The 18,876-nt window shown below is 62.1% G+C and carries 12 protein-coding genes; all 12 read left to right on the top strand.

Annotated elements, in window-relative coordinates:
* On the top strand, nucleotides 1–930 hold the full coding sequence (locus GA0004734_RS17070; protein WP_092935571.1) for a hypothetical protein: 930 nt from the start codon (nucleotides 1–3) through the stop codon (nucleotides 928–930).
* 67 nt (nucleotides 931–997) lie between these two features.
* Nucleotides 998–1,411, top strand: a complete 414-nt coding sequence (locus GA0004734_RS17065; protein ID WP_092935569.1) for a hypothetical protein — start codon at nucleotides 998–1,000, stop codon at nucleotides 1,409–1,411.
* Between the two features lie 104 nt (nucleotides 1,412–1,515).
* Nucleotides 1,516–1,809: a DUF1799 domain-containing protein gene (locus GA0004734_RS17060; protein WP_092935567.1), complete on the top strand. Its 294-nt coding sequence runs from the start codon at nucleotides 1,516–1,518 to the stop codon at nucleotides 1,807–1,809.
* Nucleotides 1,806–5,969 (top strand): phage tail length tape measure family protein, encoded by a 4,164-nt coding sequence (locus GA0004734_RS17055; RefSeq protein WP_092935565.1) that lies wholly within the window; start codon nucleotides 1,806–1,808, stop codon nucleotides 5,967–5,969. The genes GA0004734_RS17060 and GA0004734_RS17055 overlap by 4 nt, the downstream gene beginning before the upstream one ends.
* Nucleotides 5,966–6,619, top strand: a complete 654-nt coding sequence (locus tag GA0004734_RS17050) for a hypothetical protein (protein ID WP_092935561.1) — start codon at nucleotides 5,966–5,968, stop codon at nucleotides 6,617–6,619. The genes GA0004734_RS17055 and GA0004734_RS17050 overlap by 4 nt, the downstream gene beginning before the upstream one ends.
* Nucleotides 6,616–7,266 (top strand): hypothetical protein, encoded by a 651-nt coding sequence (locus tag GA0004734_RS17045; RefSeq protein WP_092935559.1) that lies wholly within the window; start codon nucleotides 6,616–6,618, stop codon nucleotides 7,264–7,266. Before GA0004734_RS17050 ends, GA0004734_RS17045 begins: the two co-directional genes overlap by 4 nt.
* Complete coding sequence (locus GA0004734_RS17040; RefSeq protein ID WP_092935557.1) at nucleotides 7,263–7,688, top strand: DUF6950 family protein; 426 nt, start codon at nucleotides 7,263–7,265, stop codon at nucleotides 7,686–7,688. The genes GA0004734_RS17045 and GA0004734_RS17040 overlap by 4 nt, the downstream gene beginning before the upstream one ends.
* A complete protein-coding gene (locus tag GA0004734_RS17035; protein ID WP_092935555.1) occupies nucleotides 7,688–16,372 on the top strand; it encodes a beta strand repeat-containing protein in 8,685 nt (2,894 codons plus the stop codon). Before GA0004734_RS17040 ends, GA0004734_RS17035 begins: the two co-directional genes overlap by 1 nt.
* A gap of 60 nt (nucleotides 16,373–16,432) precedes the next feature.
* On the top strand, nucleotides 16,433–17,119 hold the full coding sequence (locus GA0004734_RS17030; RefSeq protein WP_092935553.1) for a hypothetical protein: 687 nt from the start codon (nucleotides 16,433–16,435) through the stop codon (nucleotides 17,117–17,119).
* Between the two features lie 50 nt (nucleotides 17,120–17,169).
* On the top strand, nucleotides 17,170–17,400 hold the full coding sequence (locus GA0004734_RS17025) for a hypothetical protein (protein WP_092935551.1): 231 nt from the start codon (nucleotides 17,170–17,172) through the stop codon (nucleotides 17,398–17,400).
* 190 nt (nucleotides 17,401–17,590) lie between these two features.
* Nucleotides 17,591–18,406, top strand: coding sequence for a DNA adenine methylase (locus GA0004734_RS17020; RefSeq protein ID WP_092935549.1), 816 nt, complete (start codon nucleotides 17,591–17,593; stop codon nucleotides 18,404–18,406).
* Entirely contained in the window at nucleotides 18,403–18,771 is a 369-nt protein-coding gene (locus GA0004734_RS17015; RefSeq protein ID WP_092935547.1) for a hypothetical protein, read from the top strand. Before GA0004734_RS17020 ends, GA0004734_RS17015 begins: the two co-directional genes overlap by 4 nt.
* Nucleotides 18,772–18,876: the final 105 nt, after the last annotated feature.

Raw genomic sequence — 18,876 nt, 5'->3', positions numbered from 1 at the left:
ATGGCAAAGCGCTACTGGCGAAACCGCGCCATCCTCGTCAAGTCCGAGACTATCTACGGCGAGGACAGCATTCCGACCGGCGCGGCTAACGCAATGGTCATGACCGATGTGGACTTCGATCCGTCTGCCGGTCAGGAGGTCAGCCGCGACCTCGTCCTTCCCTACATGGGCCACCAGGGCGTTACGCTGGTTGGAACCTACGGCACGCTCTCCGGCGAAGTGGAAGTGGCAGGATCCGGCACGCCCGGAACCCCGCCGCCTTGGGGCGTGCTGATGCGGGCCTGCGCCATGCGCGAGGTCATCACGGCCACGACCGATGTTCAGTACAATCCGATCTCCAAGGCGCAGGAAAGCGTGTCGGTGCGCTGGAATGGCGACGGCGTCCAGCACATCCTGCTCGGTGCGCGCGGGACGTGGACGCTCAACATGGCGCCGCTCGCCATTCCCCGCTTCCGGTTCGTCCTGACCGGTCTTCTGGGTGTGGTCTCGGATGCCGCCCTGCCGACCCTGACAACGACGGCATTCAAGAAGGCGGTTCCCGTCAACAAGGCGAACACGACCTTTTCGCTGCACGGTTATGCCGGCGGTACCGAAGGCATCACGTTCGACATCGGCAACCAGATCGAGCCGGACTTTCTGATCAACGAGGAAGCCATCGAGCATGTCGATCGCATGATGACCGGGTCGGCGATCATGCGTGCCGATGCGCTTTCTGCGGTCAACTGGTTTGCCAAGTCCGAAGCCGGCGATCTCGGCATCCTTGCGGCCCAGCATGGGAAGCAGGGTGGCAACATCGTCAAGTTCGGCATGCAGGCCGTCCAGATCGGCCGGCCGAAGTACGGCGAGACGCGCAAGCGGATCAACAACACCCTGCCGCTGATGGCAACGCCGGTCGCCGGCAATGACGAGTTCCTGCTGACCGTCATGTGACGGCCGGCAGCCCGCCTGCAAACTCCCTTCAAAGCCCTTTCGGGGCAACGTTCAGAAAGACGCCCGCATGTTCAAGCTCGTCGAAAACCTCGCCTTCTGGTGGCCGGTCAAGGTCACGGAACCCGACGCGAACCGGATGGGGAAAACCGTCGAGCATACGTTCGAGATCCAGTTCGAGCTACTGCCCGAAGAGATCAACCGGAACTCGGCCCGCGAGCGTGCAGCCATCCTTGCGGAGATCAACGCCGAGACGACAGATGCCGAGATGGTCGAGATCATGGCCCGCGTTGCTGACCACGACGAGGCGGCAGCACGCCGGCTGGTGCGGGACTGGCGCAAGATTGCCGACGAGAACGGCGAACCGCTGGCGTTCAGCCCGGAGACCTTTACGGCCGTCTGGGCACATGAGCGGGTCAGAGTGGCGATCGTGAAGGCGTACCAGGACGCCGTTACGCTCGACAAGGCCCGCCTAAAAAACTGACGGACGCGGCCGTCGCGTGGACATACGTCCGCCTCGGTCGCGTCGATCCCTCCCGTGCCACCATCATCGATGACGATCTCCGCCAGCAGTCCCAGAAGCTCGGCGTGACGTTCGTCATGGACGATGACGATGCTGAACCCAACGACGATGAGATTGCCCTCGTGATCCAGAACGCCGCCAGTCTTTCCGGCTTCATCGCGTGCTCGACGCAGTGGAGAGCGGCGTCGAACAAGAACGGCGTCTTGTTCATTGGCCTCGACTACGCCGCCTGCAAGATCGTGCTCGATGCCGAGGGCTATGAGCCCGACGTGTTCCGGGATCTTCGCGTCATCGAGGACGCCGTGCTGCCGCTCTTCAACGACGGCGACCCGGCCTCCGCCGAGGATGACGAGGAATGACGGCCGCCTATCGCATCGCGATCGGCGTCACCGTCGATCCCTCCGGCGCCAAGTCTGGCGGCACGGAAGCGCGCAATGCCGTTGCGGCGATCGGCAAGCAGGCCGAGGCGGTCGCGCCGAAGGTCCAGGCCGTCACCACGGCACTCGGCAAGCTCAAGGAAGCTGCCAACAACAACACGACCAAGTTGGACGATATCGCCGCGTATGGCCGTGAGATGGACCGGCTGCAGGCGCGCTTCGATCCGATGTTCGCTGTCATGCAGCGCCATCGGCAGGCGTTGACCGATATCGCCAACGCCGAGAAGGTCGGCGCGATCTCGGCCTCCACCGCGATCGAGGCGCGGATCCGCGAGACGCGCGCGATGCAGGAACAGGCGGGTGCCGCCGAGCGGCTTGCGGCACGCCAGAAGCAGCAGGCGCAATCGATCGTTGAAGCGAGGACGATCACGCCGAACCGTGGCGCCGATATCGAGGCGTACCTGAAGGAGATGGACCGCCTGCAGGCGCGGTTCGATCCGATGTTCGCCTTGATGGAACGCCATCGCAAGGCTCTGCTCGACATTAACGAGGCCGAGCGCGTCGGCGCGATCTCGGCGTCCACCGCCATCGATGCGAGGATCCGCGAAACCCGCGCCATGGAAGAGCAGGCAGGTGCTGCCGAACGCCTTGCTGCCCGACGCAAACAGTCCGCACAGTCCATCGTCCAGTCGCAGATGATCCAGCCGGACCGCAGCGCTGACATCACCGCCTTCATGGACGAACGCGATCGGCTGCGGCAGGCCTACAATCCGCGCTATGCGGCTCTCACGACCTATCGCAAGACGATCGAGGACATCCGTCAGGCCAACAGGGTCGGTGCGATTTCGCATGATGAAATGACGGCTGCGATCAGCCGCGAGCGTCAGGCGACGCTCGGGCTGATCCAGTCGCGCAAGGGCATCGCGGGTAGCAAGGGCCTGCGTCCGGACCAACAGGCCAACCTCTTCACGCAGGGCGTGGACACCGTCCAGTCGCTGGCGCTGGGCATGCCTATCTCGCAGGTCATTCTACAGCAGGGTCCGCAGGCCATGCAGATCTACGGCAGCATGGGAAATGCCGCCAAGGCAGCCATGGCCGCGATCACGCCGCTGCGGGTCGGTATTGCCGGCACGACAGCGGCCGTCGTCCTCGGCGCCATGGCCTGGAACGACTATCTCGGCTCCATCAAGGAAGTCGAGACCGCAGCGTCCGGGATTGGTCGCGCGACTGCCGGCAGTGCCGCGAGCATGGAAGCGGCGGCTCAGAACGGCGCAGCGGCGGCCGGGATCTCCGTCGCGTCGGCCCGCACAATGGAAGCGCAGTTCCTACGGACCGGCCGGATCGCCTCGGAGAACTTCGAGCAGCTGATCGCGATCAGCAAGAATTTCGGCGCGACGATCGGTGTGTCGGCCGATGAGGCGGGCGCGGCACTGGCCGAGATGTTCGCAGATCCGTCCAAGGCGATCGACACCCTCTATCGCCAGTATGGGCTGATCGATGCTGCGACGGCCGAGTATGCGCGCCGCCTGACGGCACAGAACCGGCTCACCGAAGCGCAGCAGGTCCTGCTGGCTGCTCTTCCAGGCCGGCTGGCTAACGCCAGCGAAGCGACCACGGCGCTTGGTCGTGCTTGGAACAGTGTGTCAAAGGCCGCAAGCGATGCCTACGACTGGATGGGGAAATCCATCGATCGGGCTTTGAGCGGGCCATCGCCGGCTGACGCTTTGAGCGAAGCAACTGAGTTGTACGCCGCTGCGCTTCGGCAACAGCAGAAGAGCAAAGGCACCATTTTCGGCGATGGCAGCTTTGACAGCGAAGTAGAGGAACGTCGGGCCGAACTGGAACGTCTTCGCCAGGAAGACATGGAGCGGCGCGGCAACGAAGCGCGCGATCGCGAACAGGAAAAGCGCCGTGCCGCTGCTCGAGGCGCACTCGACACCGCCAACGCCAGCCCGGCAACGGCGGCAGCCCGCGCCCGCCGCGATCTTGAGGACAGCCTCGTCAAGGCGCAAAGCGGGCTGGATGCGCCGGGCCTTCTCGACAGCCAACGCGCCGACATAACGGCAACGATCGACGCCAAGAAGCGTGCGCTGGAAACCTTGATCCCGGCGCAGGAGCGCGCCAATCAGCTTGCCGCGCTCGACATCCGCATTCAGACGGAGCGAAACCCTATCGTGCTCGCGGGCCTGATGGCTGATCGTGAGCGCCTGCAGCTGGCCGGTGAGGAAATCACCACGGCCGAGGCATCGTCCCGCATTGCCGCTGCACGCAACCGCGTCATCCAGGAGACGCTCGCCGCCTCCCGCCTTCAGTCGGCCGAGCTGGTCGAGGAGGTCGAAGCACGGCGCCGCCTTAACGATCAGGTCGCGGCCGGCAATATCACGGCGAGCCAAGCCGAGGCTCTTCTGCGCACGGAAATCCAGCTCCGCCCGCTTGCCGCCGCTGCGGCGGCTGCCCAGGGCGAGGAACAGAAGAAGCTGGCCGAGGCGCTGGCGGCTGCCAAGGACGCAGCCGCTGCCAGCGAACTTGAGCAACGCCGCGCCGGCGCGATCGACGTCATCAGGGGGCAGGACGACGATCTGGAGCGCTTGCGCCTTGAGAAGACACTCGTCGGCGCCAGCACGGCCGAACGCGAAAAGGCGCTGGCGGTTCTCGAAGCCGAGCAGATGATCCGGGCACGCGGCTATTCGGCTCTGTCGGCCGAGGCCGAACAGATCCGGCGCAATGCACGTGAGATCGCCAACCAGACGATCGAGGTCGAAAAGGCGACAGCTGCTTGGCAGATGTTTCAGTCAGCCGGCGAGACCGCGATCGACAATGTCTTCAGCTCGCTTCTTAAAGGGGACTTCAAAGGTGCTTTGAATGGCCTCCTCGGCGATGTCGGCAAGTTCTTCCAGGAGCTGGGCACGAACTCGATCAAGAACATGCTTCTGGGCGGCGATCGTCCGGAGCTGTCGGATGTGCTCGGCCGTTTCCTGAAAGGTGCGCCGGTCGCGGCCAATCAGAACACGCCGAAAGCAAGCGGCTTCGAGTCCTACGCAGCTCCGCTGATCCCTGTCACGCGCGAACCGCTGGGAAATATTTCGTCCTACGCCAAGGCCATCCAGTCGATCGAGAGCAGTGGCAACTACGGCGCGCTCGGTCCTATCACCCGGAGTGGTGACCGTGCTTATGGCGCCTATCAGATGATGGGCAACAACATCGGTCCATGGTCGGAGGCTGCACTAGGGCGCCGGCTGTCTACGTCGCAATTCCTTGGAGACAAGTCTGCGCAGGACGCCATTTTCAATCACCGCTTCGGCGGCTACGTCGATAAGTACGGTCCCTCGGGCGCCGCGCAGGCTTGGTTCGGGGGACCGGGTTCTGTTGGTAAAGGCGGTCGAGGTGCCGACGTCCTCGGGACCACAGGAAACGCCTATGTTGATAAGTTCAATGAGGCTCTCGGAAACGCGAACGGCAATTTAGACAAGCTCGCGACTACCGGACAGAACGCCAGCACGACTGTTGGCAGTCTTGCAGGTGCGTCATCGTCAGCCGTCAAAGGTCTAGGTGGCTTTGGTGAAGGCCTTGGGCAGGCAGGACAGAACTTAGCCAACTGGTTTCCGCCGGCCCCGTCTGGCGGCGGCGGCGGCGGGGGTCTCTTCGGCTCGTTGCTGACGGCGTTCCTTCCAAACTTCGTACCGAACGGTGCGCAGGCAAATTGGGCCGTCAACAATCCGGGCAAGGGTCTGTTCGACGTCGGTGGCTACACCGGCAACGGCGGGCGCAGCGATATAGCCGGCTTCGTCCATGGTCAGGAATATGTTGTCAAAGCCAGCGTGGTCGCGCAGCCAGGCGTTCGGCGCATGCTGGATGGGCTCAACTCCGGACGCGGCTACGACAAGGGTGGATTTGTCGCCAAGATCGGAGCGCCGGCGTCGGTTTATCCTTCGCAGGGCCAGAGCAGGATGGCGTCGACTGCCAACGATCGTGCAGGCTCCGGCAAGTCCGAAATCAACGTCTACGTCGATAACCCGCGCGGCGATCGCGACATCGAGGACGCCGTCGATCGCGGCGTTGCCAAGGGCCTTCGCGCCTACGACAAGAACCTGCCGGCCCGCTTCGAACAGATCAAGAAGCGCCCGTATGTGAGGGGCCAATGACCCATAGCTTCCCTTACAGCCTTCCAACGTTCGCCGATCGTCTGCCCATCTCCAGCGTCGAGTGGGGTGCAAAACGGCGTGACAGCCTGTCTGGACAGTCCAGTGGTCGCATCTGGCAGGCAGAGATGGCGGACCCGCTTTGGCGTGCCGTGGTAGAACTCGATCGCCGCTCGAGCGCGGAAATGAAACAGTATGCCGCCCTGATCCGCGCCCTTCGCGGTGCCCAAGAAGCATTCTGGATGTTCGACCCGCTGTCGCCCTATCCGGCGATGGATCCGCGCGGCACCATCCTTGGCAGCCGTGTCATCCAGATCGCCACGATCGGCACGGATCGTCGCTCGGTCAGCTTTAAAGGGTTTCCGGCCGGATACGTCCTCACGATCGCGGACAAGTTTCAGGTGTCGTGGGGCAGCAATCCCGTTCAATACGCTTTCCTCGAGATCTCCGAGCGCGGCGTTGCGGGCAGCGACGGCGTGACGCCCGTCCTCAGCATTTACCCGAATGTGCCCGACGGTTTGGCTGTAAACGCCAACACGATCTTCGCCCGGCCGGCCTGCCGCATGGTCATCATGCCTGACAGCCACATGCCCGGCCGCGCGCGCCGTCACCTGACCGAGGGCGCCGGTTTCACTGCGATCGAAAAGCCATGAAGACAGTCGATCCCGCCTTCTTCGCGTTGCTCCAGAACGCACCCCAGGACGGCATCGTGCCGCGTTGGTTCGTATCCGTGATCGCGCGCACCTATCCCGACGCGAACGGCAACACCACGCTGGAGACGAAGAACTTCTGGTCTGGCGATCGGCCGATCACGGTCGAGGTCCGCTCGTTGATCGACGGCGTGGTCTACGCACGCACCTTCCAAGGGCAGGTTGACCTCGACGTGGGCGAAAGCATCAGCACCTCGACGCTCGAGGTCAACACCCGCGCAGTGTCGATGACGATGCTGAACCCGGCCGTCGAAGACATGGCGCGGGGCCTCGACTGCCGTGCCGGTTCGCTTGAGATCTGGGTTGTGCTTCTCGATCCGAAGACGCGGCAGATCCCGTCGATGCCTGAGAACGACTACCTCGGCGTCATCGACGGGGCAGGCATACAGTCGGCTGCTGAAGACGGCGGCGGCGAAGTGCTGGAGATCCGCCTCGTCAACGACGCCGTGGTCAACCTGACCCGGCCGAACCCCGCCAAGTCCAGCGCCGAAGAACAGAAGAAGCGCAAAGGGCCGAATGGCGAGGTCGATAACTTCGGAAAATATGCCGGCTCCGTTGCCAACTGGATCGAACCTTGGGGCGAAGAATGATCGAGCTTAAGCGCCGCGAACTCTGGATCGGACCGTTCTGCGATGTCTTCAACGACATGCGCCGCAAACCGTTCTCATGGGCGCAGAACGACTGCGGTCAGCTGGCGATCGCGGCTGTGACGGCCATCACGGGCGCCGAGCTGCCGGTACCGGATCAGGGGGACTATCACGATGCCGCCTCGGCCTATCGTCTGATGCGCGCAGCCGGCTTTGATGATCTGGCCGACTTCGCCGCGTCATTGCTTCCCGAATACGAGCATCCGGTTGATGCGCAGACGGGCGATATCGCCGCCATCCCCACGGATACGCAGTTCCGCCACGTGCTCGGTGTCTTCGACTTCGACCGGATCTGGGTGATGGGCGAAGGGGGCTTGGCGACGGTCGATCGAGAGAAGGCGGTTCGCGCCTTTCGGGTGGGCTGATGTTCAAGAAAGCCGCTCTCGCCACAACCGCCCTGACGTTCTTCCTGCTGCAGCCTGACCCGGCTGCGGCCGGGCCGCTGATCGGCGCGGTTGCCGGCGTCTTCAGCGCCGTCATTAGTGGCTCCGGTATCGTCAATGCCGTCGTCAGTCTGGCACTGGCGGCCGCCACGACACTTTATTCGATGGCAACAGCGCCGGATGCGCCGCCGCCCGTTGGCGCCAAAATCCAGGCAGAGGTGGGCGACGATAAGCCGGTCTCCACGACGATCGGCCAGTTCGCTACGCGCGGCAAACGCAAATACTACGGCACGTGGGGAAACTACGACGGCGACACGCCGAACACCTATTTCACCGAGGTCATCGAGCTAGGCAACCTGCCGGTCTCGGGTCTCGACGGCATCTGGATCGAGGGCGAGAAGTGCACGATCCTATGGAACGAGCCCGACACGGTCTTCGGGCGCGGCTATCCCCTGAAGGAATATCGCGACAGCGAAGGGAACGTTCACGATTACTGCTGGGTGAAGTTCTACGACGGCTCGCAGACGGTCGCTGACCCCTTCCTCGTCAAAACGTTCAAGGATGACAAGAAGCGGCCGTGGGACGCGACCATGATCGGTCGCGGCATTCCCTACGCCATCATGACCTATCGCTGGGAACGCGATTACTTCAAGGGCCAGCCGAAGGTGCTGTTCGAGCCGGCGCCTTTGCCGCTCTACGACATCCGCAGAGACAGCACGAACGGTGGGAATGGCACTCATCGTTGGGACGATCAGAGCACCCACGAGCCGTCCTATAACCTCGGCGTGATGACCTACAACGTCCTGCGAGGCCTTCGCTACAAGGGCGAATGGTTCTATGGCGGGCAGAAGGTCAACGCCCTGCGGCTGCCATCCTCGAACTGGATTGCGGCATGCCAGGAGGCTGGCCGTCTGGTTGAGCGGGCGGACAAAACGACAGAACCGCAGTGGCGCGGCGGTTACGAGATCACCGGCGACACGCCGCCGCTCACTGTCATCGAGGAGTTTCGCAAGGCTCAGAACGGACGGCTGACGGATCAGGGCGGCGTCTTCAAGATCAAGAACGGGATCTTCGGTGGAGCCGTGTTTGGTTTCTCGGACGCCGACACCCTCATCACGGAACCGTCAGGCTTCGATCCGTTCCCGTCGGTCGATCTGACCATCAACGGCGTGACGGGCAAGTATCCGAACCCGGAAGAGGCGTGGGTTGCCAAAGATGCGCCGGTTGTTCGAAATGACGCTTTCGAGGTTCTCGACGGCAAGCGTAACCTTGCCGACATCTCCTTCGGCGCCACCTCGCACAATCGTCAGGTCCAGCAGCTCATGCGCGCGATCTTGGCTGAGGCGCGCCGCTTCCGCCGTCATCAGGTGCCCATGCCGCCGATGGCCTATGTGCTCGAGGCCGGCATCGACGTCGTCGCCTGGACGTCGCAGCACAATGGTTATGTGAACAAGCGCTTCCTCGTCACGGAACGCCGTGGCCAGATGGGCATGAACCAGATCGTCACCCTGCAGGAGATCGACCCGACCGACTACGATTGGGTGCGGACCATGCAGGAGGTCGTATCGAGCGGCTGGATCGGCCGCATCGATGTGCCGACGCAGCCAATGACCGGCTGGGAAGCTCGCGCGGATGTTCTCACAGACCCAGACGGTAAAAGCCGTCGGCCGGTCATCATCGTGTCGTGCGCCGCCAATCTTTCTGACGTCGCGCGCGTCCTGGTCCGCGTTCGCCTGAAGGCGACCGGCGCCCTCGTGTTCGAAAGCGATCAGTTCCCCTACGGGCCGACGTCGAGCGCATGGACCTTGAGCGGAATGTGGCTCTGGCCGGCGACGGAATACGAGGTGCAGGGAAAGCTCGTTCCGTACTCTTCGCGCAAGACGGAAGACTCGGCGTGGATCCCGTTGACGACGGCCAACATCGGGTTCTCCTCGGCCGACGTCCTCGACGGCGCCGTCATCACCAGCAAGATCGGCAACGCTGCGGTTTCGGCCAACAAGATCATGGATGCGGCTGTCACTGGTCTGAAGCTGGCCGATGCTGCCGTCTCGACTGCGAAGCTTGAGGTAGCGGCCGTCACGGCACAGATCCTAGCCGATCGCGCTGTGATCACGGCCAAGCTGGCTGACGCTGCGGTCTCAGTCAGCAAGATCATGGATGGCGCGGTCATTGCCGCGAAGATCGCTGACGCGGCGATCGAGCGCGACAAGCTGGCGGCGCAGGCCGTCGATGCCACGAAGTTCGCCAGCGGCATCGCGCCGGTCGGTGTCATTTCGGGCACTGTCGTTCCAACCACGAAGACGCAGGACGTCATCACGGTCAACGGCAAGCTCTATCGCTGGAATGGCTCGGCCTACACGGCATCGGTACCGACGGTTGACCTGACGGGCACCATCGTCGGAACGCAGATCAGTGATGCAGCGATCACGGCCGCGAAGCTCGCGGATGCCGCAGTGACGGCTGCTAAATTTGCTTCCGGCTTGCGTCCTGTTGAAGTGGTCTCGGCGCTGCCGACGACTGGCAATACCGCTGGCCGCACGGCCTACCTCACAACGGATGGCAAGCTCTATCGCTACAGCGGCACGGCTTGGATTTCGACGGTAGACGCGACGGACATCAATGGCACAATCGCCGAAGCGAACATCGCAAGCTTGGCCGCATCCAAGATCACCGGCCAGCTAACGGATACGCAGATCGCTCAGGTTGCCGCCGCCAAGGTGGCCGGCCAGCTGGCGGGTTCGCAGATTGCGGATCTGGCGATCACGAATACCAAACTTGCGGCTCTCGCCGTAGACGCTGCAAAACTTGCAGACGGATCGGTCATTGCCGCAAAGCTAGGCGACGGCGCCGTCACAACGGCAAAGTTCGCCGCCGGCCTGCGCCCGATCGAGGTTGTCAGCACTCTGCCGACCACCGGCAACACGGAAGGCCGCATCGTCTTCCTCACGACTGACGACAAGCTCTACCGGTTCAATGGCACGGCGTTCGTTTCTACACTTGCTGCCGGCGACATTAGCGGCACGCTCCTCGACGCACAGATCGCCGCAGTGGCGGCCGGCAAAGTGACCGGCCAGATGACGGATGCACAGATCGGGGCCGTCGGAGCAGCCAAGGTCACGGGCACGCTGGTCTCAAGTCAAATCGCCGATGCCGCCATCACGGCCGCGAAGTTCGGCACAGGCCTGAAGCCCGTGGAAACGGTCGCCTCGCTTCCGACGTCTGGCAATACGGCAGGCCGTGTCGTGTTTCTGAGCACCGATAGCAAGATCTACCGGTTTGATGGGTCCGCGTGGACTTCGAGTGTCGCGGCTCCAGACATCAGCGGCACGATCGCGGACACACAGATCGCAGCCATCGCGGCCGGCAAGGTCACGGGCCAGTTGACCGATACGCAGATCGCGGCGCTTGCGGCGGCCAAGGTCACAGGGCAGCTCGTTGGAACGCAGATCGCCGATCTCGCGATTTCGAATGCCAAGCTTGCGGCGCTCGCGGTTGATGCTGCCAAGCTGGCTGCCAATGCCGTCACCAACACGAAGATCGCAGATGACGCGATCTCGACGCCGAAGCTGCAGGCGAATTCGATTATTGCCGATAAGATTGCCGTCAACGCGATCACGGCTTCCAAGATGTCGATCGCCGCGAACGCAGTCGGCGCAAGCCTTATTCTTGACCGGTTCTACGGAGATCCGGGTTACTGGGCTCCGAACGCTCCCTACGTGACATTCGTCTCCAGTGCGGATGCCCAGGTCGCAGCGATGCGCGTTTCCGGCGCCATGAAGTTCAATGCTGCTCTGGCGGCGGCGAACGCCGGGCCGCGCATCCACGGCTGGATCGCGCGCGGTTTTCCCCTGACGCCGGACACTTGGTACCGCGCATCGGCCATCGTGAAGAACGTCGGCTGCAACAAGAACTTCAATGCCCTTGTCATCAACGATATGTCGATTTCCGCGTCGAACGGGAGCGTGATCGCTTCTGCAACGGACACCGGGTATCAGGCAGCTGCCGGCAAAACGATCGAGTGGCGCTTCAAGACGGACAGCTCCAGGACACAGACGGCAACACCTGTTCCTTACATGGATACCGGAACGGATGCCGCAGGCTACTGGTTGATTTCCGACATCCAGCTTGTCGAGATGGCGGAAGCATCCCTGATTGTCGATGGCGCGATTATTGCGCGTCATGTTTCGGCCGACGCCATCACGGCCGACGCTATTGCAGCAAATGCCGTCACGGCCGACGCGATCGCTGCGAACGCAATTACCGCAGTGAAGATTGCCGCCGGCGCCATCGAGACGGCCAAGCTTGCCGCTGGCGCCGTGACGGCCGGGACGATCGGCGCGAACGCCGTCATTGCTGGCAAGATCGCCGCCAACGCGGTGACGGCCGGCACAATCGCGGCCGGCGCCGTCACTGCCGGTACCGTGGCTGCGAATGCCATCACGGCTGGCACCATTGCAGCCAGCGCGGTCTCTGCCGGTAACCTCGCGGCCGGTATCATCACGGCCGACAAGCTCGCTGTCGGCAAGGGCACGAACTGGATCAACAACTCGAACGCCCAGGCGGACCTCACCAATTGGGGCACGTATGCTTCCGGTGGAACATGGGTCTTCGACAAGGGCGGTGACAAGTACTCGCCGATCGGCGGCTCGTTCCGCGCGGTTCAAACCGGAGCACAAAACAACGGGCAGTTCCTGGACGTCTTCCCGCTCGATCCGGCCAACACCGCCATGTCGATGCGGTGGGCGGTCGCTCAAGGGACATGGCTGGAAGCTTCGGTTTATGTCTTCGGCCATCGATCCGACTACGCACGCCTGCACATCGAGTATCTCAACAATGGCGGCAACACGATCGGCTACACGTTCGCCGACAAGCCAACGCACCAGAATGCAGATCCCGGCAGCCAGCTTTCAAACTACGAGCGCATATTCGTGGTCGGTCAGGCTCCGGCCGGCACGACGCATGTCCGCATCTTCCTGCGCTGCATGGGACACAGCGTCACCTATGGGACGGACTCCTACACGTGGTTCTCCAAGTTCTTTTTTGGTGAGGCGACGCAGTATCAGACGGAGCCGTCGCCCTGGAGCGAGGGCGGGCTTACCCTGATTTCTGAGGGCAATATCGTCACCAATGCGATCACAGCGAACAAGATCGCCGCTGGCGCCATCGTAGCTGGCAAGATCGCCGCCAATGCTGTCACGGCCAATGAGATCGCGGCCAATGCCATCACGGCCGCGAAGATCGCCTCCGGTGCGATCGAGACGGCCAAGCTCGCTGCTGGCGCCGTCACTGCCGGAACGATCGCTTCGGGCGCCATCACAACGGTAAAGCTCGATGCCCTTGCGGTGACGTCTGACAAGCTGGCTGTGAACTCGGTTGTCGCCGGAAAGATCGCGGCGGGCGTGATCTCCGCGACCGAAATCGCTTCCGGTGCCATCACGACTGCAAAGCTGGCGGCCAGCGCCGTCACTGCGAATGAGCTTGCGGCAAACGCCGTGGTTGCGGGAAAAATCGCCGCTGACGCAATCGTGGCCAATAACATCGCCGCGAACGCGATCTCGGCCAAGCAGCTAATCCTGGCGGATTTCGAGAACTTCATTCCCGACGGTCAGTTTGAGCAAGGCGCGCTCACATCGGTCTGGGACGCCAACTATCCGATGTACAATGGGTCCGGTGCGGGCGGCGCAAATATCTGGCTCTGGGTCGGTGACGCACAAACGGGTCGGTGGTCGCTTGTTCTGGAAAACGGCGTCAACGGCGGGTCCGGTGGCTCCATCTCAATGAACATGGTCACGAAGGACTTCATCCCGGTGACGTCCGGTGACTGGCTGGCGTGGGATGTGTCCGTTCGCACGACTGACGGATCTTCAGGTTTCGGTTTCTATTACCGCATCCTGTGGTTCGATCGTAACAAGACAGCGCTCTCGTCGCCGCAGTACACCGACGTCCAGGGGAACGCGTCCATTCCCGCCGCTTGGGACAAGCGCTCCGGCAAGACGCAGGTCCCTGGCTCTGCCACCTATTGCAAGGTGCAGATCTACCACCACAGCCCGTCAACGACGCGCTACCTGATCATCGATCGCATTTCTCTGCGGAAGGCGGAGGGTGCCGAGCTGGTCGTCGATGGATCGATTTCCACAGTCCATCTGGCGGCAAACTCCGTCACGGCGAACCAAATTGCGGCAAACGCGGTCACTGCAAACCAGATCGCAGCGAACGCGATAACTGCCGTAAAAATCTCGGGCGGTTCGGTTGAGGCGGGAAAGCTTGCTGCTGGCGCCGTCGTTGCCGGCAACATTGCAGCGAACGCGGTTACTGCTGGGACGGTGGCGGCGAATGCGGTCACGGCTGGAACCATTGCTGCGAACGCCGTCACGACAGGCACGATCGCGGCCGGTGCTATCACGGCCGGGCAGATTGCCGCCGGCGCCGTGGTTGCTGATAAGATTGCAGCTGGCGCCATCTCCGCTGACAAACTCGCGGTCGGCAAAGGCACCAACCTCTTGGAGAACTCGGATTTCCGTGCTGGCCTCACCGGTTGGCGCGCCAACCCAATGGGCGGGACGTGGGCGATCAATCGCGTCGATACAACGTGGGTTCCGATCGACGGCGGTCTTGAACTCATCAACACAGGGAACGACAACAACCAGTACGTGGATGTGGTTTCCGTAAATCCCGAAGCCACCAATCTGGATAAAAAATACCCCGTCGAGTCCAACCAGCGCTACGAGTTCTCTTGCTACATGAATGGTCACCGTGGCGGTGGCTTTCAGATGTTCATCCTGTTCTACAATGTTGCCGGAGCCGTGGTTGGCCAGGCAGTTACGGCTTGGAATAACAACACTGGATCCAACCCTGAAAAGCATCTCGAACGCATGACGCGCGCGTTCGTGATCGCCACGTCCCCAGCTGACGCTGTCTTCGCAAGACCGTTCTGCAGGGTCATCGGCAACACACCGGCTTCGGGGTCTGGCTCGTACACATGGATTGCTCGCCTCTTCTTCGCTGAAGCTGGGGCAAACCAGACGCAGCCGTCGGATTGGTCTATCGCGGGTGTTACCCTCATCCAGGAAGGCAACATCGTCACCAATGCGATCACGGCCAACAAGATCGCTGCGAATGCGGTTGTCGCTGGCAAGGTCGCCGCAAATGCGATCACCGCAGGCACGATTGCGGCCAATGCGGTGACAGCCGGCACGATTGCGGCCAATGCCGTGACCGCAGCGACGATCGCTGCCGGCGCGGTGTCCACCAACCAGCTGGCGGCGAATGCTATCACGGCGGCGAAGATCGCTGGCGGCACGATCACGGGCGACAAGATCGCTGTCCGGACCATCTCGGCCGACAGCTTCCTTGCGTCCACGATCACCGGCTACGAGATCAATGCGCGCACGATCGGCGCCGGCCATATCGCGGTCGGCACGATCAGCGCCACAGAGATCGCCTCCAACGCGATCACCGCCGACAAGATCGCGGCCAATGCCATCACTGCCGGCAAGATCGGCGCTGGCGCTGTGACAGCCGGCACGATCGCTGCGAATGCAATCGTGGCGGCGAACATCCAGGGCGGTGTCATCACCGGCGATAAGCTGCAGGCAAACACCCTCGGCGCGCGCGAGATCGCGGCGGGATCGATCACCGCCAAGCAGCTTGTCATCACCGACTTTAACAATCTGGTCCCGGACAACCAGATGACGACGACGGATGCGTGGGTCGGCACCATTCCGGGGTGGATCGTCTGGGGCGATCACGGCCTCTTTCAGTCTTACAACGGCATGGCCTTTACCGCCGGGCCTTGGGGGTCTGGCGGCTACACGAACTGCCAGAGCCGGTCATTCCCGGTCAAGGGAGGCACGGCCTATCGGTTCACCGGGGCCGTCTACTCGAACAACAACTTCAACGCCATGATCCGCGTCCTTTGGCTGGATGCCAATGGCGGCATCGCCAGCTTCGTCGACTACCTCAATACCGGCAACAGGGGTTCGGGCGGTACGGGGCCGCTCGTTGCAAACCTTGTCTCCCCTGGACAAGCGGCATCCGCCATTATCGAGTTGTTCGTCCAGCGGGACACGACGGGTGGGAATGTCTACTTCGGCGGCGTCGGCTGCTTCGAGCGCAATGGTGGCGATTTGATCGTTGACGGCGGGATCACGGCCGACAAGATCGCAGCGAACTCTATCACGACGGCGATGCTTCAGACCGGATCGATCAGCACGGACAAGCTGACGGTCGGTGGCGTAACATATGACAAGCTCGCCTCCCGTGCATCGTCGATGGCGTACATCGATGCGCAGACCAACGGCAACACGATCACGGGCACGAACGAGGTTCAGATCAACAGCCTCGTCGGCGTATCCATCACCGACCAGGACAGTCTGCTGATCTTCGCCGATTGCAGGCTTCGCTGCACTGTCATGGGCGGACTGTCGTCTACTGACGTCGAGATGACGCTCTATGAAGTCGTTGCCGGCGGAGCTGCACAGGAGGTCGCGCAGACGACTGTTACGTTCAACAAGCTGAACGCCAGCAAGACGACGTTCCTCTACTACATGCGCCGAAACGCCGGCAACTTTGGCTACCGGCTGCGCATCCGCCCGGTGGACGCCGGCGTTTCGATCCTCGTTGGCAGAAGCACCGCCGCAGGCGCGCTCCTCAACAAGTCGGTTTGAGGAGGGCCGGCTCATATTTCTTCACCAGTCACACCCACCAAAACAAGCACGGAGCACCCGATGTACAGCATCGACAGCATGTATGAATCTATGGCCGACGGCGTCGTTGAGAGCCTGAAACAGAAGAAGCCCTCGCGTTGGGCCGTTGCCGCTGCCATCTGGCTCGGCCGACAGCAGATCCTCAGCGCATCCGAGTTCTGGTATCAGACCGCAAACAAGATGCTGATCGAGCTGGCGGGCCCGGACGGCGAGGCTCTGCGGGGTCAGTTGACCAAGGCCGAGGACGCCCTCTTTGACGGCTTTGCCGACGCTTGGCCGTCAATCCCGGACAGCCTGAAAACCTACATCGACCAATGGAGCCCGCCAGCTGCTGAGGTCGATATCGAGGCGCTGCGCGTCGAGGCCGTGGTGAAGATCGACCGCGCGGCCGAGGCATACCGGATGCAGTTCATCACGCCGGGCTTTGGTCAGATCATGGCCTATCAGCAGAAGCTCGATGAGGCTCGCGCAAAGGTCGCTTTCGCCGGCGTCCCGGACGCGGATATCCCTCACATCGTGGCTGAAGCCGAAGCCGACGGGATGACCAAGGCTGAGAAGGCACAGCAGATCGTCGATACCTTCACGGGATGGCAGCACATCTCGGCAGGCGTCGAGGCCAAGCGTATGGCCGCGAAAAAGGCGATTGCGGCGGCAGAAACCGCACAGGCCATCACCGCAGCCGCCGAGGTCAACTGGTCGGCCGAATGACACGCCGATCCCGACTTTCCATCCAGAACAACCTCACAAGGAAACTTAGCATGCACATGATGATCAACTCGATGAAGCGCCGTAACGAAGCTCTCCAGAACGAGTGCGATATGCTCGCCCAGGGCTTCGACACGATTTCGGCCCAGCTGACGGAGGCCTATGCCCTGCTCCAGAAGTACGAGCCTGAATATGTCGATCGCAAGCTCAACCCGAACCGGCCGGAAGCGGCGGTCGCGGCCGAGCCGGTTGTGCAAGAGACAGCGGAACAGACGATCAACTGATACCTCAGCGACACGGCTTGCGGAGATCTCAGATGGATCTCCGCGAGCCAAGCACCAGGTGCCGGAGGCAAGCCTCCGAGGACGGGCCTAGTTTCGACGCGAGACCCTTCCGACAGCGATTACGGATAACTGTCACACCCAGACCTCTTTCGAGGCAGCCCTCTGTGACATGATTCTGAGAACCTTTTAAATGCCCTTTGAAGACGGCTTTAGAGACGTAGTTAATACCCAGCCGCCGGCCGCGTGGATCGGTGGGAAACGGACCTTGGCGCCGCGCTTGGTCAAGATGATCGCCAACATCCCGCACATGACCTACGCCGAGCCCTTTGTCGGTATGGGCGGCGTTTTCTTCCGTCGCCGATCGGCGCCTCGCCACGAGGTCATCAACGACAGAAACGGGGACGTCGTGAACCTGTTTCGCATCCTTCAACGGCACTATCCGCAGTTCATGGATTGCCTCAAATTCCAGATCACCAGCCGTCGCGAGTTCGAGCGCTTGAAGGCGTGTGACCCCTCCACGCTGACGGACCTCGAACGCGCAGCGCGCTTCATCTATCTCCAGAAGCTTGCCTTCGGCGGCAAGGTATCCGGTCAGACGTTCGGGGTGGTGCACGAGGGCGGCTCTCGGTTCAATCTCACGCGCCTTGCACCTGTCCTCGAGGACGTGCACGAGCGGCTTGCCCGTGTGGTGATCGAGAACCTCGACTGGCTGGCCTTCATCGATCGGTATGATCTGCCGGGCGCGCTCTTTTATCTCGACCCGCCATACTTCGGCAGCGAGGGTGACTATGGCGCCGCTCTGTTCGGTCGTGATCAGTTTGAGGTGATGGCCGAACGGCTGGGTAGGCTGAAGGGGAATTTCGTCCTATCGATTAACGACGTTCCGCAGACGCGCGAACTATTTGCTGCATTTGACCTCGTGGATGTGGATCTGCTCTACTCGGTTGCCGGCGGCAAAGGTACAGCTGCTCGCGAGTTGATTGTTCACAGACGGAGCGGCAGATGAACGGCATCATGGGAATGGGTATTGGGCTCGTCGTATTTTGCGCTGTTGCTTCAGGAGCCGCAGCGGCCGAGTGCCGCTCGATCGGCGGACATCTGAATGGGCAACTCGTGAAAGCAACGCGCCACGTCGAATTAAAGCCGAAATCCATGACAGTATCCGGGACGCTGAACGGCAAACGCTCACCGCGCCAGTCTCTGCCATGCAGGACTATCGCCAAGGGTGTCTATTGCGAGACGCAGTTCCAGGGGGTGATTGTCACTATCCAGACCAATGGCCGACGGATGATCGAGGCTGTGACGGACCCATCATCACGAAGGGAGCTTGCGTCCTTCGCCTACGAGTGTGATCGGGTAATGAAGCCGTAGTGGCTAGTCGAGTTGCGCTGGAGATGTGAAGGGGCTTTGAAGGCGTTTTGACAGCCCGTTTGCAAAACTAAATTTCTGCAAAACCTCGTGTCAAAACTGCAAAAA

It is taken from the genome of Rhizobium sp. 9140, from assembly GCF_900067135.1.
Taxonomy (GTDB): domain Bacteria; phylum Pseudomonadota; class Alphaproteobacteria; order Rhizobiales; family Rhizobiaceae; genus Ferranicluibacter.
The sequence above is the reverse complement of the archived record's forward strand: the minus strand, read 5'-3'. Positions and strand labels throughout refer to the sequence as shown.

Bases quoted from the DNA above. Each gene is read 5' to 3' on its own strand.
- GA0004734_RS17050 (WP_092935561.1), top strand. From the start codon at position 5,966: ATGACCCATAGCTTCCCTTACAGCCTTCCAACGTTCGCCGATCGTCTG.
- GA0004734_RS17065 (WP_092935569.1), top strand. From the start codon at position 998: ATGTTCAAGCTCGTCGAAAACCTCGCCTTCTGGTGGCCGGTCAAGGTC.
- GA0004734_RS17070 (WP_092935571.1), top strand. From the start codon at position 1: ATGGCAAAGCGCTACTGGCGAAACCGCGCCATCCTCGTCAAGTCCGAG.
- GA0004734_RS17055 (WP_092935565.1), top strand. From the start codon at position 1,806: ATGACGGCCGCCTATCGCATCGCGATCGGCGTCACCGTCGATCCCTCC.
- GA0004734_RS17045 (WP_092935559.1), top strand. From the start codon at position 6,616: ATGAAGACAGTCGATCCCGCCTTCTTCGCGTTGCTCCAGAACGCACCC.
- GA0004734_RS17035 (WP_092935555.1), top strand. From the start codon at position 7,688: ATGTTCAAGAAAGCCGCTCTCGCCACAACCGCCCTGACGTTCTTCCTG.
- GA0004734_RS17020 (WP_092935549.1), top strand. From the start codon at position 17,591: ATGCCCTTTGAAGACGGCTTTAGAGACGTAGTTAATACCCAGCCGCCG.
- GA0004734_RS17015 (WP_092935547.1), top strand. From the start codon at position 18,403: ATGAACGGCATCATGGGAATGGGTATTGGGCTCGTCGTATTTTGCGCT.
- GA0004734_RS17030 (WP_092935553.1), top strand. From the start codon at position 16,433: ATGTACAGCATCGACAGCATGTATGAATCTATGGCCGACGGCGTCGTT.
- GA0004734_RS17040 (WP_092935557.1), top strand. From the start codon at position 7,263: ATGATCGAGCTTAAGCGCCGCGAACTCTGGATCGGACCGTTCTGCGAT.
- GA0004734_RS17025 (WP_092935551.1), top strand. From the start codon at position 17,170: ATGCACATGATGATCAACTCGATGAAGCGCCGTAACGAAGCTCTCCAG.